The sequence below is a fragment of the Siminovitchia acidinfaciens genome, from assembly GCF_003605385.1.
GTDB classification, from domain to species: domain Bacteria; phylum Bacillota; class Bacilli; order Bacillales; family Bacillaceae_C; genus Siminovitchia; species Siminovitchia acidinfaciens.
In genome coordinates, this window is sequence record NZ_QYTV02000010.1 from 1 (window position 1) to 18,403 (window position 18,403).

The 18,403-nt window shown below is 42.6% G+C and carries 16 protein-coding genes and 1 riboswitch; of the genes, 3 read left to right on the forward strand and 13 right to left on the reverse strand.

The window, feature by feature from the left end; translation table 11 throughout:
- Positions 1-92 precede the first annotated feature (92 nt).
- From D4T97_RS16985 to ypfJ, 7 genes are all read right to left on the reverse strand, one after another.
- Positions 93-1,070: an alpha/beta hydrolase gene (locus D4T97_RS16985; protein ID WP_126051970.1), complete on the reverse strand. Its 978-nt coding sequence runs from the start codon at positions 1,068-1,070 to the stop codon at positions 93-95.
- Between the two features lie 51 nt (positions 1,071-1,121).
- The gene (locus D4T97_RS16990) at positions 1,122-1,655 is read right to left on the reverse strand and encodes a helix-turn-helix domain-containing protein (protein WP_126051971.1); all 534 of its coding nucleotides are present in this window, start codon (positions 1,653-1,655) and stop codon (positions 1,122-1,124) included.
- A 145-nt stretch (positions 1,656-1,800) separates the two neighbouring features.
- Positions 1,801-2,238, reverse strand: coding sequence for a phosphate-starvation-inducible protein PsiE (gene psiE, locus D4T97_RS16995; RefSeq protein ID WP_126051972.1), 438 nt, complete (start codon positions 2,236-2,238; stop codon positions 1,801-1,803).
- A 214-nt stretch (positions 2,239-2,452) separates the two neighbouring features.
- Positions 2,453-3,904 (reverse strand): alanine/glycine:cation symporter family protein, encoded by a 1,452-nt coding sequence (locus D4T97_RS17000; RefSeq protein ID WP_126051973.1) that lies wholly within the window; start codon positions 3,902-3,904, stop codon positions 2,453-2,455.
- A gap of 187 nt (positions 3,905-4,091) precedes the next feature.
- The gene (locus D4T97_RS17005) at positions 4,092-5,453 is read right to left on the reverse strand and encodes a PFL family protein (protein WP_126051974.1); all 1,362 of its coding nucleotides are present in this window, start codon (positions 5,451-5,453) and stop codon (positions 4,092-4,094) included.
- A 15-nt stretch (positions 5,454-5,468) separates the two neighbouring features.
- Positions 5,469-5,744, reverse strand: a complete 276-nt coding sequence (locus D4T97_RS17010) for an ACT domain-containing protein (protein WP_126051975.1) — start codon at positions 5,742-5,744, stop codon at positions 5,469-5,471.
- Positions 5,745-5,838: 94 nt separating this feature from the next.
- Positions 5,839-5,917, reverse strand: a riboswitch (glycine riboswitch).
- A gap of 154 nt (positions 5,918-6,071) precedes the next feature.
- Positions 6,072-6,917, reverse strand: a complete 846-nt coding sequence (ypfJ, locus tag D4T97_RS17015) for a KPN_02809 family neutral zinc metallopeptidase (RefSeq protein ID WP_126051976.1) — start codon at positions 6,915-6,917, stop codon at positions 6,072-6,074.
- Positions 6,918-7,144: 227 nt separating this feature from the next.
- Between ypfJ and D4T97_RS17020 the strand changes: the two genes are divergently transcribed.
- A complete protein-coding gene (locus tag D4T97_RS17020; protein ID WP_126051977.1) occupies positions 7,145-7,729 on the forward strand; it encodes a 3D domain-containing protein in 585 nt (194 codons plus the stop codon).
- A gap of 318 nt (positions 7,730-8,047) precedes the next feature.
- A complete protein-coding gene (locus D4T97_RS17025) occupies positions 8,048-9,217 on the forward strand; it encodes an EAL and HDOD domain-containing protein (RefSeq protein WP_235872294.1) in 1,170 nt (389 codons plus the stop codon).
- Between the two features lie 26 nt (positions 9,218-9,243).
- Here D4T97_RS17025 and D4T97_RS17030 read toward each other — a convergent pair whose 3' ends face one another.
- The 6 genes from D4T97_RS17030 to fdhA all read right to left on the reverse strand — a co-directional run bounded on the left by D4T97_RS17030 (position 9,244) and on the right by fdhA (position 16,283).
- Positions 9,244-10,005, reverse strand: coding sequence for an SDR family oxidoreductase (locus D4T97_RS17030; protein WP_126051978.1), 762 nt, complete (start codon positions 10,003-10,005; stop codon positions 9,244-9,246).
- A gap of 39 nt (positions 10,006-10,044) precedes the next feature.
- A complete protein-coding gene (gene folE / locus D4T97_RS17035) occupies positions 10,045-10,680 on the reverse strand; it encodes a GTP cyclohydrolase I FolE (protein WP_126051979.1) in 636 nt (211 codons plus the stop codon).
- Positions 10,681-10,837: 157 nt separating this feature from the next.
- Complete coding sequence (gene speB, locus D4T97_RS17040; protein ID WP_126051980.1) at positions 10,838-11,764, reverse strand: agmatinase; 927 nt, start codon at positions 11,762-11,764, stop codon at positions 10,838-10,840.
- A gap of 206 nt (positions 11,765-11,970) precedes the next feature.
- A complete protein-coding gene (gene htpG, locus D4T97_RS17045; RefSeq protein ID WP_126051981.1) occupies positions 11,971-13,848 on the reverse strand; it encodes a molecular chaperone HtpG in 1,878 nt (625 codons plus the stop codon).
- 261 nt (positions 13,849-14,109) lie between these two features.
- Positions 14,110-14,937, reverse strand: coding sequence for an MIP/aquaporin family protein (locus D4T97_RS17050; protein WP_126051982.1), 828 nt, complete (start codon positions 14,935-14,937; stop codon positions 14,110-14,112).
- 95 nt (positions 14,938-15,032) lie between these two features.
- Complete coding sequence (gene fdhA, locus D4T97_RS17055) at positions 15,033-16,283, reverse strand: formaldehyde dehydrogenase, glutathione-independent (RefSeq protein ID WP_408021626.1); 1,251 nt, start codon at positions 16,281-16,283, stop codon at positions 15,033-15,035.
- A 202-nt stretch (positions 16,284-16,485) separates the two neighbouring features.
- Between fdhA and D4T97_RS17060 the strand changes: the two genes are divergently transcribed.
- Complete coding sequence (locus D4T97_RS17060) at positions 16,486-18,234, forward strand: sigma-54-dependent Fis family transcriptional regulator (protein WP_126051983.1); 1,749 nt, start codon at positions 16,486-16,488, stop codon at positions 18,232-18,234.
- The last annotated feature ends 169 nt before the right edge of the window (positions 18,235-18,403 follow it).

Here is an 18,403-nt window from a genome sequence, read left to right on the forward strand (position 1 = left end):
ACAGAAATCATCTTCTCCATGCGGCATGACCTTTTTCAAAAATGTCCTTTACAAAGGGTACATTTTACAATTGTGATGTCACCTTTTCATTTTTATGAAACTTTTATTTTATTTTCTTTCCATTCATTCAACCAGGACGACAGATGCCTAATCAATTCCGGGTGAATAGGTTTGCTGATTGAAGCCAGATATTCTTTCTTAAAGTTTAACGCTGATATGGGGTTCAACTGCTCCTTTAAACCGTGATCCATATTTTCAACAAGAACACATGTTGATACACCTTGTGAATGTTCAGGTATTCTTTTTAAAAAGTCGGGACCTGCCTGGAAATCCTTCAATCCGTTGATTGCAAGCACCGGGCATGTTATCTTTTTTAGACCTCCAACAATATCGTACGCGAAGTGTTCACGGAAGTACTTTGCAGGTAATTTGACGAAACCGACGACCTTGATCACATCTTTGTTTGTTGAAGTCATTTTGTTAAACATTTTCTTTGCTTGTTTCTCATTTTTTTCCGGGGCCTTAAGGCTTTTGTAAATAAATCCTTTCATTCCCTTCGCCTGTCTCATGTCCTGGTAAAGCTGGCTCCTTTGAAAATCAAGGTTCTCACGGAGCCCGCCTCCACCGCCAGACAAAAGGATCAGTCCATTTACAGGCCTTCTTTCATTTAAAGCCGTTCCTACTATACACCCTTCGCTGTGACCCATCACCAAGATTCGATCCGGGTCCACTTGCGGATGGGATGCAAGCCATTCAACGGCCGCTTCTGCATCTGACACTGCATCCCACAGCCCCGCTCTAAGAGAATCTCCTTCACTTTCACCGACTCCCCGCTTATCATACCGAAGAGTTGCAAAACCCAAGGTCGTAATGTACTCCGCCAATTCTCTATAAATATTAAATTTGAATTTCCCTTTTACTGCATTTCCGTTTCTATCTATATTTCCTGAGCCCGGAAGAAGCATAACTGCCGGCAGCAATCCCTCATCTGTTTTCGGTAAAGTAAGCGTCCCTTTCAATACAACATCACCTTTAATGACAACCTTCTGTTGTTCCATTTCCATCTTCATTCGTTTCCTCTCCTTTTTTCCAGATGAGGGCGGAAAACCACCTTCAGCTGCCTAATTATTTTCTGCAGTAACAATCGTTGTCATCATCCGCCTGCGCCTTCCAGGTATTTCTTTATTCGACGTCAGCTTTGCCAGTTCCTTGCCCATTTTTTCAATAAAATTTCGGTATTCCTCATCCTTAGCATAAAAAGATACCTGTCGATATCCGGCTCCATCCTTCTGAAAATTGACATCTTCCTGATTCACATATCTCTCAAAATCACCCAAAACGATTGACATGAACTTCAGAAATGCATCCATATGTTCCTCTGCTGTCCACTTTTCTATATCATCAAGAGAAATAACCCCTGCCTGATCGGGTAAAGCATATACTTTTTCTACTGCTCCCCTGATTGGATTTTTTTCTACTACTTCCACTATTTTTGCGTCCAGCAGCTTTTTTAAATGTCGATACAAAGTTGCTTGGGGCACATCAGAGAGCTTTTCTCCAATTTGCTGCACAGTCCGCTTTCTTCCGTTAACTAATGTTTGAATAATTCTCATCCGTACTGGATGCAATATGATATCTGCTTTTGATTCTTTCATGGATAATCCCTTTCTTATTGTTATTATTATCAATAATGATAACAATGGGCTTAAAAAAAGAGTGTTATTACCTTTATCACTTTTGATAATAATACACCGAAGATTGATTGTCAATCACAAATTTTCGAATGACAATCTTCTTATTCTACTTTTTAAAAAACCATCTGCTGTCAGGCCTTTCGCGGGGTGTGATATTCATGATGAAATAGCCGATGATCAGGATAAGAATAACTAGCGAATAAAGCAATGTGTTGATGGGATGGTCGTGATCGACGATGATCAATCTGATCATAGCCGTGATGCCAATGTAAAGAAAGTACCTTAGAGGGAAATGATAATCCTCCTTGAAATACTTGACAATCATAGTGATGAACTCAAAGTATAAAAAGAACAGAAGAATATTCGCCAGGAATAGCTGGTAATCAATGTTTTCCTCCTGAAGCAGGATCTTGCTGAAAATGATCAGCTCCTGGACAAGCAGAACGGATAGAATCAATGCAAGGAAAACCAGAGAAATATTCAATACAGCCTGCAGTATTTTAGGGATCCACTGTACCAAAGTTAAATCCTTTATTTTAATCATCTACGCCTCCTTTGACTTTATTTACTTTTATTTTAAACGATTCCTTCTATGAGATTTCTTTAGAAAATTATCGATTGTATGACAAAGTTGGAAAAGTAACGTGTTCCCTAAGGAAGCGCAGAAAGAATTAAAAAAAGCGGGTTCAAATGGAAACCCGCCCAAACATTAAATAAGGAGTACCCCGCTGTCATGAAGGGTACCCCTGATTTTTCAATTAGCTTACATCTCGCTTATCAAAATCTTCACTTTCCCAAAAATCCGCATTTTTAATGCCAATCTCCGCTGGATCAAAGACAGGATCCTTACCTTCATTACGTTGCCGTTCATAGTCTTTTAAGGCGAGCATCGCCGGTTTGTATAAAATCAAGATAGCTATCAGGTTTAACCAGACCATGATTCCAAGGCCAATATCCCCAAGATCCCACGCCACTTTCGCGGTTTTTATACTTCCATAGAAAGAAGCAGCTAACAGAACAATTTTTACAAAAAACATTGCCAGCTTTCCGTCTCTTCCCCTGGTGAGATAAGCTACATTCGTCTCTGCAATATAGTAATAGGCCATGATCGTTGTAAATGCAAAGAAGAAAAGAGCGATAGCAACGAATCCTGAACCAAATCCTGGCATAACTGTTTCTACAGCAGCCTGTGTATAAATAGGACCTGGCTCGACATCACCCAAGCGTTTCACAATAAACGTCTTGTCAGGCCGAACAGTATTGTACATTCCTGTAATAATAACCATGAAAGCAGTGGCGGAACAGACGACAAGCGTGTCAATATAGACGGAAAAAGCTTGAACAATCCCTTGCTTTGCCGGATGAGACACTTCCGCTGCCCCGGCAGCATGTGCGCCTGATCCTTGACCTGCCTCGTTCGAATAGATTCCTCGCTTGACCCCCCATGAAATCGCCATCCCGATAATACCGCCAAATGCTGCGTCGAAACCGAAAGCACTTCTAAAAATTAATGAAAGAACTGCTGGTAATTCCGTAATGTTGAAAGCAATAACAATTAAGGAAACGAGAACATAACCAACCGCCATGAAAGGAACTATTAATTGTGCAGCTGCGGCAATTCTTTTAATTCCGCCAAAAATGATAAATCCCAATAATAATATGATGATGATGCCTGTAATTAATGTACTTAAACCAAATGCATTTTCAAGTCCCATCGCAATGGAATTTGCTTGGACACCTGGCATAAGCAGCGACATGGCAATGGCTGAAGCCACTGCAAAAATGACCGCATACCACTTTTTCCCCATCCCTTTTTCAATATAATAGGCTGGTCCACCGCGGTATTGTCCGTCCTGCTTCACTTTGTAGATTTGCGCCAACGTAGATTCGACATAGGCTGTACTTGCACCAAGGAATGCGATCGCCCACATCCAAAAAATAGCACCCGGTCCGCCAAATGCGATCGCCGTTGCCGTTCCGGCAATATTACCTGTACCAACACGGCCGGAAAGTGCGACAGACATTGCCTGAAAAGATGAAATCCCGGCATCCGAGCTTTTTCCGGAGAAAAGTTGAGTCACCATATCTTTAATTAACCGGACTTGCATAAACCGAGTCATGATTGAAAAAAGAATCCCTACTCCGAGTGAAAAATAAATAATTGGCGAACTCCACAACACTCCATTAAGCCACTCCACAAACTGTACCAATCATTTCCCCCTCCTTGATTATATTATTTTAAAATAATGTAAGCGCTTACCAAATTATACAATTAATTTTCTTAAATCTCAATCCCTTTTTTGAAGATTAAAAAAATAACAATAAAAAAGCCGCCGGAACAATATCCGGTGCTGACCGGCAGTGTTCCAGCGGGAGCTAAATATTTTATGTTTCGGATTAATTGATCAGTGACTGAAGCGGTGCAGGGATGCGCCCGCCGCGGCGGATGAATTTTTCTGAACTGAAGGCGTTGACTCCCAATACGGGTGCCCGCCCGAGCAATCCTCCAAATTCAACCATGTCCCCCTCTTTTTTGCCTGGGACAGGGATGACACGGACAGCAGTTGTCTTTTTGTTGATCATGCCGATGGCCGCTTCGTCAGCTATGATGGCGGACAATGTCTCCGCCGTTGCCTCTCCGGAAAGGGCAATCATATCCAACCCGACGGAGCAAACACAAGTCATGGCTTCAAGCTTGGAAAGCGTTAAAGCATTATCCATGATTCCGCGGATCATTCCCTCATCCTCGCTGACAGGGATGAACGCTCCGCTCAAGCCGCCTACATAGGAGCTCGCCATGGCGCCGCCTTTTTTCACTGCATCGTTCATCAATGCAAGCGCAGCAATCGTTCCGTGAGTTCCAACACGCTCAAGGCCGATTTCTTCCAAGATTTCCGCCACGCTGTCATTCATGGCATTGGTCGGGGCCAATGACAGGTCCATGATTCCGAAAGGCACATCCAATCGGTCCGCCACAACACGCCCGATCAATTCACCGGCACGAGTTATTTTAAAGACCGTTTTCTTAATGACATCCGCCACCTGGCCAAGATCCGCATCCGGATGGCGCCTTAAGGCATTCAAAACAACTCCAGGACCGCTGACCCCCACATTCAAGACGACTTCCCCTTCTCCTGTTCCATGGAAAGCGCCCGCCATGAACGGATTGTCTTCAACAGGGTTGCTGAAAACAACCAGCTTTGCGCAGGCAAGTCCGTTTTGGTCTTTCGTCCTCTCCGCTGCCTCTTTGATGATTTTCCCCATCAAACCGACAGCATCCATGTTGATCCCTGTCCTCGTTGTCGCCACCGAGATCGATGAACAGACACGCTCTGTCACACTGAGCGCTTCCGGCAGCGCATCAAGCAGTGTTTGATCTCCTTTTGTGATCCCTTTATGTACAAGAGCCGAGTACCCTCCGATAAAATCGACACCAAGTACCTTCGCCGCTTTATCAAGTGTTTTGGCCAATTCAATCGCCTGCTCTTTTGTGGCATTCCCTAATATTTCAGCAATGGGTGTTACGGAAATCCGCTTGTTTACAATGGGAATCCCGTACTCTTTTTCAACTTCTTCCGCCACGCTTTTTAAGCGGCCGGCATAGCCCGTGATTTTCTCATACACGCGCTTGTTCATTTTTTCAAAATCAGAATCTGCACAATCCGACAGGCTGATTCCCATCGTGACCGTTCGTATGTCCAGATTTTCCATCTGCACCATTCTGATTGTTTCCATCATTTCATTTATCGCTATATTCATGATTAATTCCCCTTCTTATATCCGGTGCATGGATTGAAATATTTCTTCCCGCTGAATGTTGATCTTCTGGCCAATCTTTTCGCCAAGCTCGTCAAACTGCTTTTGCAAAGAGTCCAAGTTTTCAATTTCGGAAACGTCGACCACCATCATCATTGTAAAAAAGTCCTGTAAAATCGTCTGGCTTATATCAAGGACGTTTACATGATTATCTGATAAAACTTTTGTTACATTTGCAATGATACCTACCTGGTCTTTTCCAACTACACTAACTACTGCACGTCTCTTCTCCATTCGCAAGTCACCTCTAATGTATAATAAAAACAAAAAAAGATTGGATTAGCTCCAATCTCAAAGATAGTAGAATAACATACAAAAATCGTTCGTAAGTTACTCTTCTGTCCTTTTGCCTGAGATTGTGAATCCTTCGGCGCCGCTCATTTCGCGGTCTCTCCAGAAGCTGCTCCTGTTATAGTGTTACCCATAACACTCATCGCTTATTTTTTTAGTTGCTAAGTTATTTTATCAATCAATACAATGGAAGGTCAATAGCCGATTTTGGCTTTTATCTTAGGTATTTGTTCGTCTTCTTGTCCAAAACAATCCCGGCCCCGCATCAGTTTAGAGATTCGGAGTGTTGAACGTGTCTCCCCCTTCTAACGTACCGGTTTGATACCCCTTGGAAAACCAGCGCATCCGCTGTTCAGAGGTACCGTGAGTAAAACTCTCAGGCACTACATACCCTCTTGCTTCTTTCTGAAGGGTATCATCACCGACAGCGCTTGCTGCCTGGATTGCCTCTTGAATATCTCCTTCATCCAGCAGATTCATTCCCTGCACATGATTGGCCCATACACCTGCATAATAATCAGCCTGCAGCTCCAATCTGACGGAGTACTTATTATATTCCTTTTCACTGAGCCTTTGCCGAAGAGCTGCCATTTTATCACTCGTTCCCAAAAGGTACTGGACATGATGCCCGACTTCATGTGCAATGACATAGGCCATCGCAAAATCACCGGGTGCATTGAACTTTCGCTGCAACTCATTATAAAAGCTAAGATCGATGTACAGCTTTTGGTCGCCTGGACAATAAAAAGGTCCTACCGCTGAACTTGCTGAACCACAGGCAGATTGAACGCTGTTTGTATACAGAACAAGCTTCGGCTTTTCATAAACTAGTCCATGTTCCTTGAATATTTCTGTCCAGACATCTTCCGTTTCAGCTAAAACAACTGACACAAAGTTGGCAAGCTCTTCTTCTTCCCTCGATGCTTCGTAAGGAGCTGATTGATCATAGCTGGTTGACTGGATATCATTCAACAATGCGCCGGGATCCCCGCCAAGAAAGGTAAATATAAGGACAAGGATCAAGCCGCCGATCCCTCCGCCGAAAATCATACCGCCCCCGCCACGGCCCCTGCGGTCTTCAATGTTTGTGCTGGCTCTTCTTCCTTCCAATCTCATATATTGTCAACTCCTAGTACTTTCATTTCAATAGATAATAGAGAGTACTAGTGTTTTACCCAAATTTAGAAGATTTATTTATCAGTATTATCACCTTTGCTATCGGATGTATATTTGGAAGAAAAACCAATATTCACCATTTGTAACACAAATACTATACCATTGAAACATTATTGTTACATTCGGTTGTTATACTAGCCCTACAAAGAACAAAGGGGAATATTATCTTGAAAAAAATTGTACTATCAGCAATTACAGCTTTAATTCTAGTATTTGGTTTCTCTGGAGCTTCTTCTGCCGCTGGCACTACATATAAAGTACAAAAAGGCGATACATTATGGAAAATTGCAACTAAGAACAAGGTTACCGTCAACCAGATTAAAAGCTGGAACGGGTTAAAAAGCGATACAATCAGAATAAATCAAGTTTTAAAGATTACTAAACCTAAAGCGAAAGCTACTGCTAAAAAGACAACTGCTAAAAAAGCACCTGCCAAAAAAGCGCCGGCTAAAAAAGCTGCTTATAAAACAATGACAGTAAGGGCTACCGCCTATACAGCGGGATGTAAAGGGTGCAGCGGCATTACAGCCACAGGTATCAACCTGAAGAAAAACCCAAATGCGAAAGTCATCTCTGTTGATCCAAAACAGATTCCTCTCGGATCTAAAGTTTATGTGGAAGGTTACGGAATGGCGATCGCAGGAGATACTGGCGGTGCCATCAAGAAAAATAAGATCGACTTGCACATGCCAACTAAAAAGAAGGCTCTTAATTGGGGCGTAAGAACTGTTAAAATCAAAGTCTATTATTAATATATAAACCCGAATACCATTATATGGTGTTCGGGTTTTTCTGTTTCAATCGTTAAAAATATTACTTCCATCCGCTTTAGATTTTTTTCCAAACACCCCTATCCGCTTGATTTCGACAAATCCCGCCAATATTTCCCGGGAAACAATATAAAAAGACAGGAAAATTATAATGCATCCTTTGACCTATCGTTATATAATTTAGATAGAATAGTTTTAATATTTTTTATACATAAGGTCCGAATTAGTGGGAGGTTCTTAGAATGGAAGTCTTTGTCGCACGGCAGCCTATTTTCAACAAAAAAGAGGATGTTTTTGCTTATGAGCTTTTATATCGAAGCAACGAAGTTAATAAGGTTCCCCTCAATTGATGGGGATAAAGCTACTGCCGAGGTTATTATCAACAGTTTTTTCAATATTGGAATTAACGAGCTTTCGCAGGGAAAGCCGTGCTTCATTAACTTCACAAAGAAATTATTGGAACTGAAGGTGCCGACTTATTTTGAACCGCGGGATATTGTCGTTGAGATATTGGAAGACGTTCCTCGTACGATGGAGCTGATTCGCATTTGCAAGAACTTGAGGAAGCATGGATATACAATCGCATTGGATGATTTTATCATTGATGAGGAAAACCCGTTTTTGGCCGAATTATTTAAGTACATAGATATTATAAAAGTAGATATGTTGAATACTTCCGTTTCAATGAGACATAGGATTGAAACTGTGGCGAAATCCAACAATATAAAATTACTAGCGGAAAAAGTCGAAACAAGAGAAGAATTTGAACAAGCGAGGGAAAGAGGGTACGACTATTTTCAGGGGTATTTTTTTTCAAAACCGGTCATTTTATCTTCTCACGATATCCCTTCCTACTTTCACTCGTATTATGAAATTATGCAGATGCTGTCTGAGAAGGAGCCTGATATCCAAGCCATTGCACAATTGATTGAAAGCGACCTTTCTCTATCTTTTAAGCTATTAAAGCTGATCAATTCGCCAGCTATCCGTACGAAAAATAAAGTCCATTCCATCACACAGGCCATTGTCCTGTTAGGGTTGATTGAAATCAGAAAATGGGTATATGTGCTCGCGGTAAGAGATACTCCAGTCAAGCAAAGTGAAAAATCAAAAGAGCTGATGCAAACTTGCTTAATAAGGGGGAAAATGTGCGAATCCCTCGGAAAGCTGTTCAATAGTTCCTCTTCGAACTCTGGTTATTTTATGACGGGGATATTTTCTTTAATGGATTGTATTATGGGAATTCCCATGGAAAAAATATTGAATGATTTGCCCCTGAGTGACGATATTTGCAATGCGTTAAAAGGTGAAAACAATCATTATAAACAGGTATTGAACCTGGTGGCAGCTGCGGAAAATGGAGACTGGGAAACAGTTCATCAATTGTGCAAGACCTTTCAAATTGAGGAAAGTGAAGTTTACCAAATATATAAGGAAGCTTTGCTCTGGTCCAACCATCTAATGAATTAAGTCAGGCTCCGCATCCGGAGCCTGACTTATTTTTTATTTCTATTGACCACATTTATTCCGCCAGAAGCAGAAATGATACTGCCGGTGATCAGATCTGAATCTTTATCACAAATAAAGCTGATCAGCCGTGCAATATCCTCTCCTGTCCCAGATCTTCCGATTGGAGTCCGCCCGTCTTTTATTTCTCTGGCCGTCTCAATATCGGATTCTTTCATTTCACCGACAATGTCCCCTGGACAGACCATATTAGCCGTGATTCCATATTCCGCTTCCTCCAGTGCGATCGTCCTCGTTAGAGAAGCGAGCCCCACTTTGGCCGCACTGAAGGCGGAACGATACATCCATCCAGGTGAACTTTCCGCATCCTGAAACCCGTAAGTGATGATTCTCCCGAATTTCTGCTTCCTCATGACAGGAATGGTCAATTTCAAAAAGTGGTAAACAGCATTTAAATTCCCATCAATCATTTCATACCATTCGCTGTCTTCATAATCCATCAATTTTTTCCGTTCAAAAATGTAGGGACCGGCATTATTGATTAAATAATCGATGCGGCCGAACCTGTTCATCGCTTGCTCAACGATATTTGCGATGTCTTCCTTTTTTGTGACGTCCCCTTGGATAAATTGCAATTGCTCTTTATAGGGTTCCCACCTGCTTTTTAGCTCATCAACCCTGTCTTTGTCGCTATGGTAATTCACTGTCACCGAGCAGCCCTTACGAAGGAATTCCTCAGTAACCTTCATGCCAATCCCTTTCGATCCTGCCGTGATCACTGCATGTCTCATATCCTTCACCCCTACCCTTTCAAAAAACCTGCGCCCAAATTATCGATTAATTAAGGACAAAAATTCCATACGTAAATCAGCTCTGTCTTCAAATAATCCCCTGACAGAAGTTGTTGTCGTTGAAGAACTAGTTTTTTTAATCCCTCTTCCGCACATGCACATATGCTTTGCTTCAATCACTACCATTGCCCCCTGTGGGTGCAACACTTCCTCTATTGCGTCTGCAATCTCGTTTGACAACCTTTCCTGGACCTGGAAACGTTTCGCATAGCCTTCAACCATCCTGCCGATTTTGGATAACCCGGTAATTTTGGCGTCAGGTATATAGCCGACATGAGCTACACCGAAAAATGGTGCAAAGTGATGCTCACACATCGAATGAAACTCGATGTTTTTTACTAAAACCAATTCTTTGTGTTTCACATCAAATGTCTTTTCCAAATGGATAGCCGGATTTTCCTTATATCCTTCCGTATATTCCAAGAAAGCTTTTAAGACCCTGTACGGCGTTTCCTCGAGACCCTCACGGTTTGGATCATCTCCGCAAAGTTCAATCAGGTTTCTAACACCTTCCATGAAGTCTTGAGATTTATCTATTTTATTTGCTATATCAACCGCGTCCCCGGAAAAAAGATCCGGAAGCTTTTCGGTAATTAATTTAGTATCAGTAGGCATTCCTTTTTGACCTCCTCTTGTACATACAGTTCTATTATACAATATCAAACTGTTAAGTTCTTTTTCGAAAAAATTGCTCGACAATAAAAATATTATCCACCAATTGCACACCCAGCAAAAAAAGCCACTCGAAAAGGAGTGGCTCCAGATTGAATTCTTATTTTACCTTGTCTTGATTTATTTGTACTGCTGCAAGGCTCCCAAAATTGTGGACGATTGTTGCCGCTAACAGTGCTGTTATTTCGGCCGGATCATATGATGGCAGCACTTCAACCAGGTCAAACCCGATAAAGTTCATGCCTGTAAGGGAACGGATCATTTTCAAGGTTTCATGACTATTGAAACCACCAACTTCAGGTGTTCCTGTCCCCGGCGCATAAGCAGGATCTACAAAATCGATATCAAAGGTTAAGAAGCACGGAGTGCCTCCTATTACATTTTTGATTTGTTGTACAACGTCATCAATTCCCCGGGTAAACAACTCATCCTGTGTGACTACGTTATAACCCAACTCCAAGCTGGAATCAATGTCCCAACCGCGCATACCAATTTGAATAACTTTATCCGGCTGAACGAGTCCCTCTTCATACGCGCGGATAAAAGGAGAGCCGTGCCAATATTTCTCATCCATATATGTGTCCCAAGTGTCTGTATGGGAATCAAACTGAAGCAAAGCAACAGGTCCATGCACCTTGGCTGCCGCACGCAGACTAGCCAGTGTAATAGAGTGATCTCCGCCTAACCCAATAGGGACAATATTATTCTTCATCAGCTCTAACATGGCATTTTCCATAATATCATAACTTTTATGAATATTTTGGGTAATAACAGGCAAATCGCCTATGTCGATTGCTTGGGTATCTTCAAAAGGTGAAACTTTTAACATTTCATTCCGCGGTGATAGAGTCAAAGATGCTTGTCTGATCGCCTGCGGACCAAATCTTGCACCTGCCCGGTAAGACGCAGCTGTATCAAAGGGCATCCCTAAAATGGCTAATTTAGTATTTTCTCTTTGGGAAGGCAATCGCATAAAAGTGCCTGACGTGCAAAAGTCCGGAGTAAAGTTCTCAAAAGGGTTTGACATGTCCATTCCTCCATTTTTATATATAAAGGGAGCTGCCACCTATTTTTGTAGCAGCTCCATATCCCCTGTGTGTGCAAAATTCGCGAAGAGTGCCTGCTGGAAATTGCGTATACTCTCCAACCTAGCGATATACTTTTCGGTTTTCAAGAATACTAGCCGGTTTACGGAAATACTGTCCGCCTTACAGAAGTACTCATCAATCTAGTTTAAACCATCACCTTGCAAATATCATTTGTAAATTCTATCGGGTCTTCAATAGGCAGCCCTTCAATGAGCAACGCCTGATTATAGAGGAGATTTGTATACAGGCCTGCCTTTTCCGTATCCTGTTCGAATACAGTTTTCAAGGATTGGAAAACTTCATGATCCGCATTGATTTCCAGGATTTTGTCTGCTTTCACTTCCTGATTATTTGGCATTGCGCTGAGGATTTTTTCCATTTCAATGGAAACCTCGCCATCTGCCGTTAAGCATACCGGGTGGTTTTTAAGACGGGTGGAAATCTTTACATCCTTCACTTTGCCAGACAAGGTTTCCTTCATATAGTCCAGGAGGCCCTTGTTTTCCTTTTCCTCCGCCTTTGTCTTTTCCTTGCTTTCTTCATCAATGTCCAAATCGCCGCTTGCGACGGACTTAAATTCCTTATCCTTATAGGACATCAGCATTTTAATCGCAAACTCATCGACATCTTCCGTGAAGTATAGAATCTCATATCCCTTATCCGCTACAAGCTCAGTTTGCGGCATCCGGGCGATTCTTTCGTTTGTTTCGCCAGTCGCATAATAAATATATTTCTGGGCTTCCGGCATTCTTGACACATATTCGTCAAGCGTGACCAATTTCTCTTCCTTCGAGGAATAGAAAAGCAGCAGATCTTGCAATACGTCCTTATCCTGACCGAAATTGTTGTACACGCCGAATTTGAGCTGACGCCCAAACGAGTTGTAGAACAGTTCGTATTTATCCCTGTCGTTCTTTAAGAAGTTCTCCAATTCCCGTTTGATTTTGCTTTGAATATTTTTGGCAATAAACTTCAACTGCCTGTCCTGTTGTAAAATTTCTCTCGAAATATTCAATGACAGGTCTTCGGAATCTACCATTCCTTTAACGAAACTGAAATAATCCGGAAGCAGGTCCGCACATTTTTCCATGATCAGTACGCCGCTGGAATACAGCTCCAACCCTTTTTCAAACTCCTTGGAGTAGTAATCAAAAGGAATGTTCTCAGGAATGAACAGGATCGCATTGTATCTGATCGTTCCATCGACTTTGATGTGGATATGCTTGAGCGGCTTGTCAAAACCGTAGTGCTTTTCCTGATAAAAATTCACGTAATCTTCGTCGGTCAGCTCGTTCTTGTTCTTTTTCCAAATAGGAACCATGCTGTTGATCGTCTGTTCCTCTTTGTATTCTTCGAATTCATCCTCGCAGCCTTCCTTCAGCCTGCTTTCAGTGACTTCCATCTTAATTGGATAACGGATGAAGTCAGAATATTTTTTGATGATTGATCTTAAACGGTATTCCTCTAAATACTCGTCATAGCTCTCATCTTCCGTATTCTCTTTGATTGTTAAAATGATTTCTGTTCCGACAGTCTCTTTTTCAGAAGGCTCGATCGTATAGCCGTCTGCGCCTGTTGATTCCCATTTATAAGCCTGATCGCTTCCAAAAGCTTTAGTGATCACAGTCACCTTGTCCGCTACCATAAAAGCCGAATAAAAACCGACTCCGAATTGGCCGATGATGTCATGGCCGTCTTTTATCTCATTTTCATTTTTAAAAGCCAGGGATCCGCTCTTGGCAATGACGCCGAGGTTATTTTCAAGCTCCTCCTCTGTCATGCCAATCCCTGTGTCCATCACCTTCAGGGTACGGCTATCTTTGTCAGCATCAATTTTTATGTAATAATCCTTTTGGTCAAACGTCAGTGAATCATCCGTCAGCGCCTTATAGTACATCTTATCAATCGCATCACTAGCATTGGAGATCAATTCCCTTAAGAAGATTTCGCGATTGGAGTAAATGGAGTTAATCATCATATCTAGCAGTCTTTTGGACTCTGCTTTAAAAGCTTGTTTTGCCATCTGTAAAACCCCTTCCCTCGGTTGCTAGCACTCTGTACGAGTGAGTGCTAATTACTATTTAAATATCATACAGGATTATCCTTGTCAACCAAAATAAAAGCATTAGCATGACCCCCGCAGCCTCCATAGGAGAACGCCTTGATTTTTGCGGGGCTCAGTTTTGAAGCTATATAAAGCCAAAACGGCACTGGGCCCCGATAAAGAAAACCAAAAAGCCGACCTGTGATGGTCGGCGGATATCGTGATCATATATTACGTATGTTAAGCTCCAATTGTCGTTTCATCGGCCTTTTTCAATTTACTCGACTTCCCGAAGTGATGGGCTGAAATCAGAAGTATCAATATGAGAACCGCACATGCCCAAAACGCCCATGAATTGATGCGCAGGAAAAACTGTTGGTAAAACAATGCTCCAAATACTCCTCCCAATAAGGGCCCAACTACCGGAATCCAGGCGTATCCCCAGTCAGATGACCCTTTTCCGGCAATCGGCAAGAAAAAGTGCGCAATTCGCGGACCTAAATCACGCGCCGGGTTAATCGCAAAGCCCGTAGTTGACCCAAGCGCCAGCCCAATCCCAAGGACAAGAAATCCTACAATTAACGGATTCAGACCTTCGGTAAATTCGTTTGCTCCAATAGCCAATATTCCAAGAACAAGGATAAAAGTACCGATCATCTCACTGATAAAATTGGACAGAGGCTGTTTAATAGCCGGATTCGTAGAGAAAACAACCAGCTTTGTTCCTTGGTCCTCAGTCGCTTCCCAATGCGGCAAATAATGAAAATACAGTATAACCGCCCCGATAAAAGCACCGATTATTTGTGCGATGATATAAGGAAGCACACTTGTCCATGGAAAGGAGCCGATGAAGGCAAGGCCAAGAGTGACAGCGGGATTGAGATGCGCTCCGCTAATTCCGCCAACCGCGTAGACCGCAATCGCCACCGCAAATCCAAATCCCATCGTAATGACAATCCAGCCGGAGTTTTGTGCTTTCGTTTTATTAAGAACAACTCCTCCAACTGTACCGCAGCCGAGCAGAACGAGTATCATCGTGCCTACCAGTTCGCCTAAAAATGCAGACATATGCATCCTCCTAAGCTGAACGTAGTTTCACTTTCACGCTTTTTTTTCTACATTCAAAAGCTCCGTTCCCTTCACGAGAACGGAGTGGTTGCTTTTTAAGACATTTTAATTGCGTCTTTTGCTGCGGCAGTCCTTTTCCTTATGACCCCATGCGGATCAATGATGAACTTTTTGGCAGCCCCTTTATCAAATACTTCGTAACCGGAAGGAGCCTCATCCAAGCTAATGACCGTTGCATTTACAGCTTTTGCGATCTGTGCCTTTTCACTTAAAATCGCCTTCATTAAGAATTCGTGGTATTTCATGACTGGTGTCTGTCCGGTCACAAAATGGTGTGCTTTCGCCCAGCCAAGCCCAATCCTAATTTTTAAAGTTCCTTCTTTCGCATCGTCGTCAATCCCGCCTGGATCACCCGTTACATACAACCCTGGGATTCCCAGCCTGCCGCCGGCACGTGTCACCGTCATAACGGAGTTCAATACTGTTGCAGGGGCTTCACCACTGCCAGGGCCATGGCCGCTCGCTTCAAAGCCAACTGCATCGACAGCACAATCGACTTCCGGCACCCCGAGAATCTGCTCGATTTGTTCCCCTAAGCGATCATGCTTGCTAAGGTTGACCGTCTCACAGCCAAAGCTTCTCGCCTGCTCCAAACGCTCTTCAATCAAATCTCCGACAATGACGACCGAAGCCCCCAATAATTGGGCGGAATGAGCGGCAGCCAAACCGACCGGACCGGCACCGGCAACATAAACCGTGGATCCGATTCCAACCCCTGCACTGAACGCCCCATGGAAGCCTGTCGGGAAAATATCAGAAAGCATCGTCAAGTCTTGAATTTTATCCAATGCCTGTTCCTTATCAGGGAATTTTAATAATTGGAAGTCTGCATACGGAACCATCACATACTCTGATTGCCCGCCGACCCATCCCCCCATATCAACGTAGCCGTAAGCCGATCCGGGACGATCAGGGTTTACATTTGTACATATATGGGTATCCTGCGACTTACAATTTCGGCATCGTCCGCATGCAATATTAAATGGAACAGAAACGATATCTCCAACTTTCATGAATTCCACATCACTGCCCACTTCAATGACTTCACCCGTGATTTCATGTCCCAATACAAGGCCGCTTGGAGCTGTCGTTCGTCCACGCACCATATGCTGGTCACTGCCACAAATATTTGTTGCAATCACCTTGAGGATAACGCCATGATCACACTTCCGGCCCACGTTAAGTGGATTGACACCTGGTCCATCTCTTAAAACCAAATCCGGATATTCAATGTTTTCCACAGCTACCTTTCCTGGCCCTTTATAAACGACTGCACGGTTTGACAATGACATTACCTCCTGAATATTTTTTAACTTCACTTCAAATATGATGCAATTAGCATGCCACTCTTCAAATCATTGACATAATGAGGTAAGGTGGCAACCAATGACTGAAAATTGTTTCATTTCTAAACAATCCATTGTATAATTTAGGGACAATCAGTCAAATCACAGTAGCTCTATTAATCGGATAGGGAGTGATTTTTTCATGCAACAGATAGGTGAAAAGAAAAGGATGATTACATTCTCATGGAGACGTTGTTATGAATTTGGGTTATCTCCGACACAATTTCAACTAAGTAAAATTCTGAACGATAGGCAAATTGACCAGCTGTTAAAGAAAAATGCCGATCTTACCAACGTTGCCATTCCCCTCATAAATAATCTGTCTCCATTATTAACTCAACCCGGACATCTTGCTTCCCTTGCAGACCGAAATGGAACAATCATCTATACGAAGGGGGACACAGCATTTGAAAAGTCGGCAAAAAAATTGCAAATGCAAGTTGGTGCCAATTGGTTGGAGAAAGAAAGAGGAACGAACGCAATAGGAGTGGCATTACGCGAGAAAAATTCAATTTGTATCTATGGTGACCAGCACTTTTATGTAAATGCCCATTACCTTTCTTGTTCAGCAGCCCCAATTTTTTCCCCTTCCGGTGAGGTGATTGGCGTCATTAATATTAGCGGGGAAAAAGATTTGTTTCACCCTCATAACCACGTATTGGCGCAACTGATTGCTGATTCTATCCATCATCAGCTCATGCTTCGCCATGTAGAGGATGAAAAAAAACTGGCCGAAATAGAAATTGACTATATTACAAATAAGCTGATTACAGTTCCCTATCTATCTTTAAATGCCAAACACCGCATTATCCGTGCGAACGATGCCGCAAGGCGTGAGCTCGGCAAAGATTTGACCGGTGAAAAACTTAAAGACAAACATTACTTTTTCATAGAATCAATCCCAAGCGCTAATCGGAATTTACATAGATTTGCAGCGTTAAAGAGGACGGAACATTCCGCCATAAACAGGGAATTATATACATTTTCAGACATTCAAGGTGTGTGTCCAAGTATCATGCAAGCCAAAAAAGTAGGCCGTAAAGCAGCCACCACTGACATTCCTATTCTCATTATTGGAGAAACCGGTACAGGGAAAGAGCTTTTTGCCCAATCGATTCATACATCAAGCTTGCGTTCACCCCATCCTTTTGTGGCCGTCAATTGCAGTGCCATTCCTGAATCTCTTATTGAAAGTGAATTATTCGGTTATGTCGGGGGGGCATTTACAGGCGCCAGCAAAGAAGGTAGCATGGGAAAGTTCGAAGCAGCTCAAAACGGGACAGTTTTCCTCGATGAAATCGGGGACATGTCTTTGAGGTCGCAGGCCAGCCTACTTCGAGCATTGCAGGAAAAGGAAATAACGCCTGTCGGAAGCACAACAAGCAAACAAATAAATGTTCGGGTGGTAGCAGCAACAAATAAAAACCTGCTTCAAGAAATAGAAGCAGGCCATTTTAGAGCCGATTTATATTATCGGTTGAAGGGGATTCAAATTACGCTCCCCCCTTTGCGCAAGCGTAATGATTTGATTGACTTGGCGTACTACTTCCTGAATGACAACGGATATCAGAATAAAACAATGTCAAAAGAAGCAGAGGAGAGAATTTTAATCCATGACTGGCCGGGAAATATGCGGGAGTTGATGAACGTCCTATTTGAAGCCGCAGTTTTATCCGAAGAAAATACAATCCATGCCCATGACTTGCGAATTGATCACTTCCCAGTAGAAGACTCTAGTGAAATAGCACCATTAAAGGACGTTGAAAAAGAAACGATCAAAAGATATGTAAGATTGGCCAACGGCAATATGAGTTTAGCCGCAGAATTATTGGACATTAGCCGTACGACACTCTATCGGAAAATCAATGAATATAAAATTGAACTTCGGTAAAAAACAGGCTTTATCCAAAAAATAGACTGTAGTATTAAAGAGGGCGCCCTGGCACACTTCTATTGATGCCCGTTTTTACTGTATCCTCCAGGTAACGGGCATCTATCAGTGGCCATTTTTACTTGTTAATACAACATAACAGCCGGCTCTTTTCCTTCCCTTCAAATTA

Excerpts from the sequence above, each read along its gene's own strand:
- D4T97_RS17050 (WP_126051982.1), bottom strand. The coding sequence starts at position 14,937 with ATGTCTGCATTTTTAGGCGAACTGGTAGGCACGATGATACTCGTTCTG.
- D4T97_RS16990 (WP_126051971.1), bottom strand. The coding sequence starts at position 1,655 with ATGAAAGAATCAAAAGCAGATATCATATTGCATCCAGTACGGATGAGA.
- D4T97_RS16985 (WP_126051970.1), bottom strand. The coding sequence starts at position 1,070 with ATGAAGATGGAAATGGAACAACAGAAGGTTGTCATTAAAGGTGATGTT.
- D4T97_RS17025 (WP_235872294.1), top strand. The coding sequence starts at position 8,048 with ATGAGCTTTTATATCGAAGCAACGAAGTTAATAAGGTTCCCCTCAATT.
- D4T97_RS17005 (WP_126051974.1), bottom strand. The coding sequence starts at position 5,453 with ATGAATATAGCGATAAATGAAATGATGGAAACAATCAGAATGGTGCAG.
- D4T97_RS17060 (WP_126051983.1), top strand. The coding sequence starts at position 16,486 with ATGCAACAGATAGGTGAAAAGAAAAGGATGATTACATTCTCATGGAGA.
- htpG (WP_126051981.1), bottom strand. The coding sequence starts at position 13,848 with ATGGCAAAACAAGCTTTTAAAGCAGAGTCCAAAAGACTGCTAGATATG.
- folE (WP_126051979.1), bottom strand. The coding sequence starts at position 10,680 with ATGCCTACTGATACTAAATTAATTACCGAAAAGCTTCCGGATCTTTTT.
- D4T97_RS17030 (WP_126051978.1), bottom strand. The coding sequence starts at position 10,005 with ATGAGACATGCAGTGATCACGGCAGGATCGAAAGGGATTGGCATGAAG.
- ypfJ (WP_126051976.1), bottom strand. The coding sequence starts at position 6,917 with ATGAGATTGGAAGGAAGAAGAGCCAGCACAAACATTGAAGACCGCAGG.
- psiE (WP_126051972.1), bottom strand. The coding sequence starts at position 2,238 with ATGATTAAAATAAAGGATTTAACTTTGGTACAGTGGATCCCTAAAATA.
- D4T97_RS17010 (WP_126051975.1), bottom strand. The coding sequence starts at position 5,744 with ATGGAGAAGAGACGTGCAGTAGTTAGTGTAGTTGGAAAAGACCAGGTA.
- speB (WP_126051980.1), bottom strand. The coding sequence starts at position 11,764 with ATGTCAAACCCTTTTGAGAACTTTACTCCGGACTTTTGCACGTCAGGC.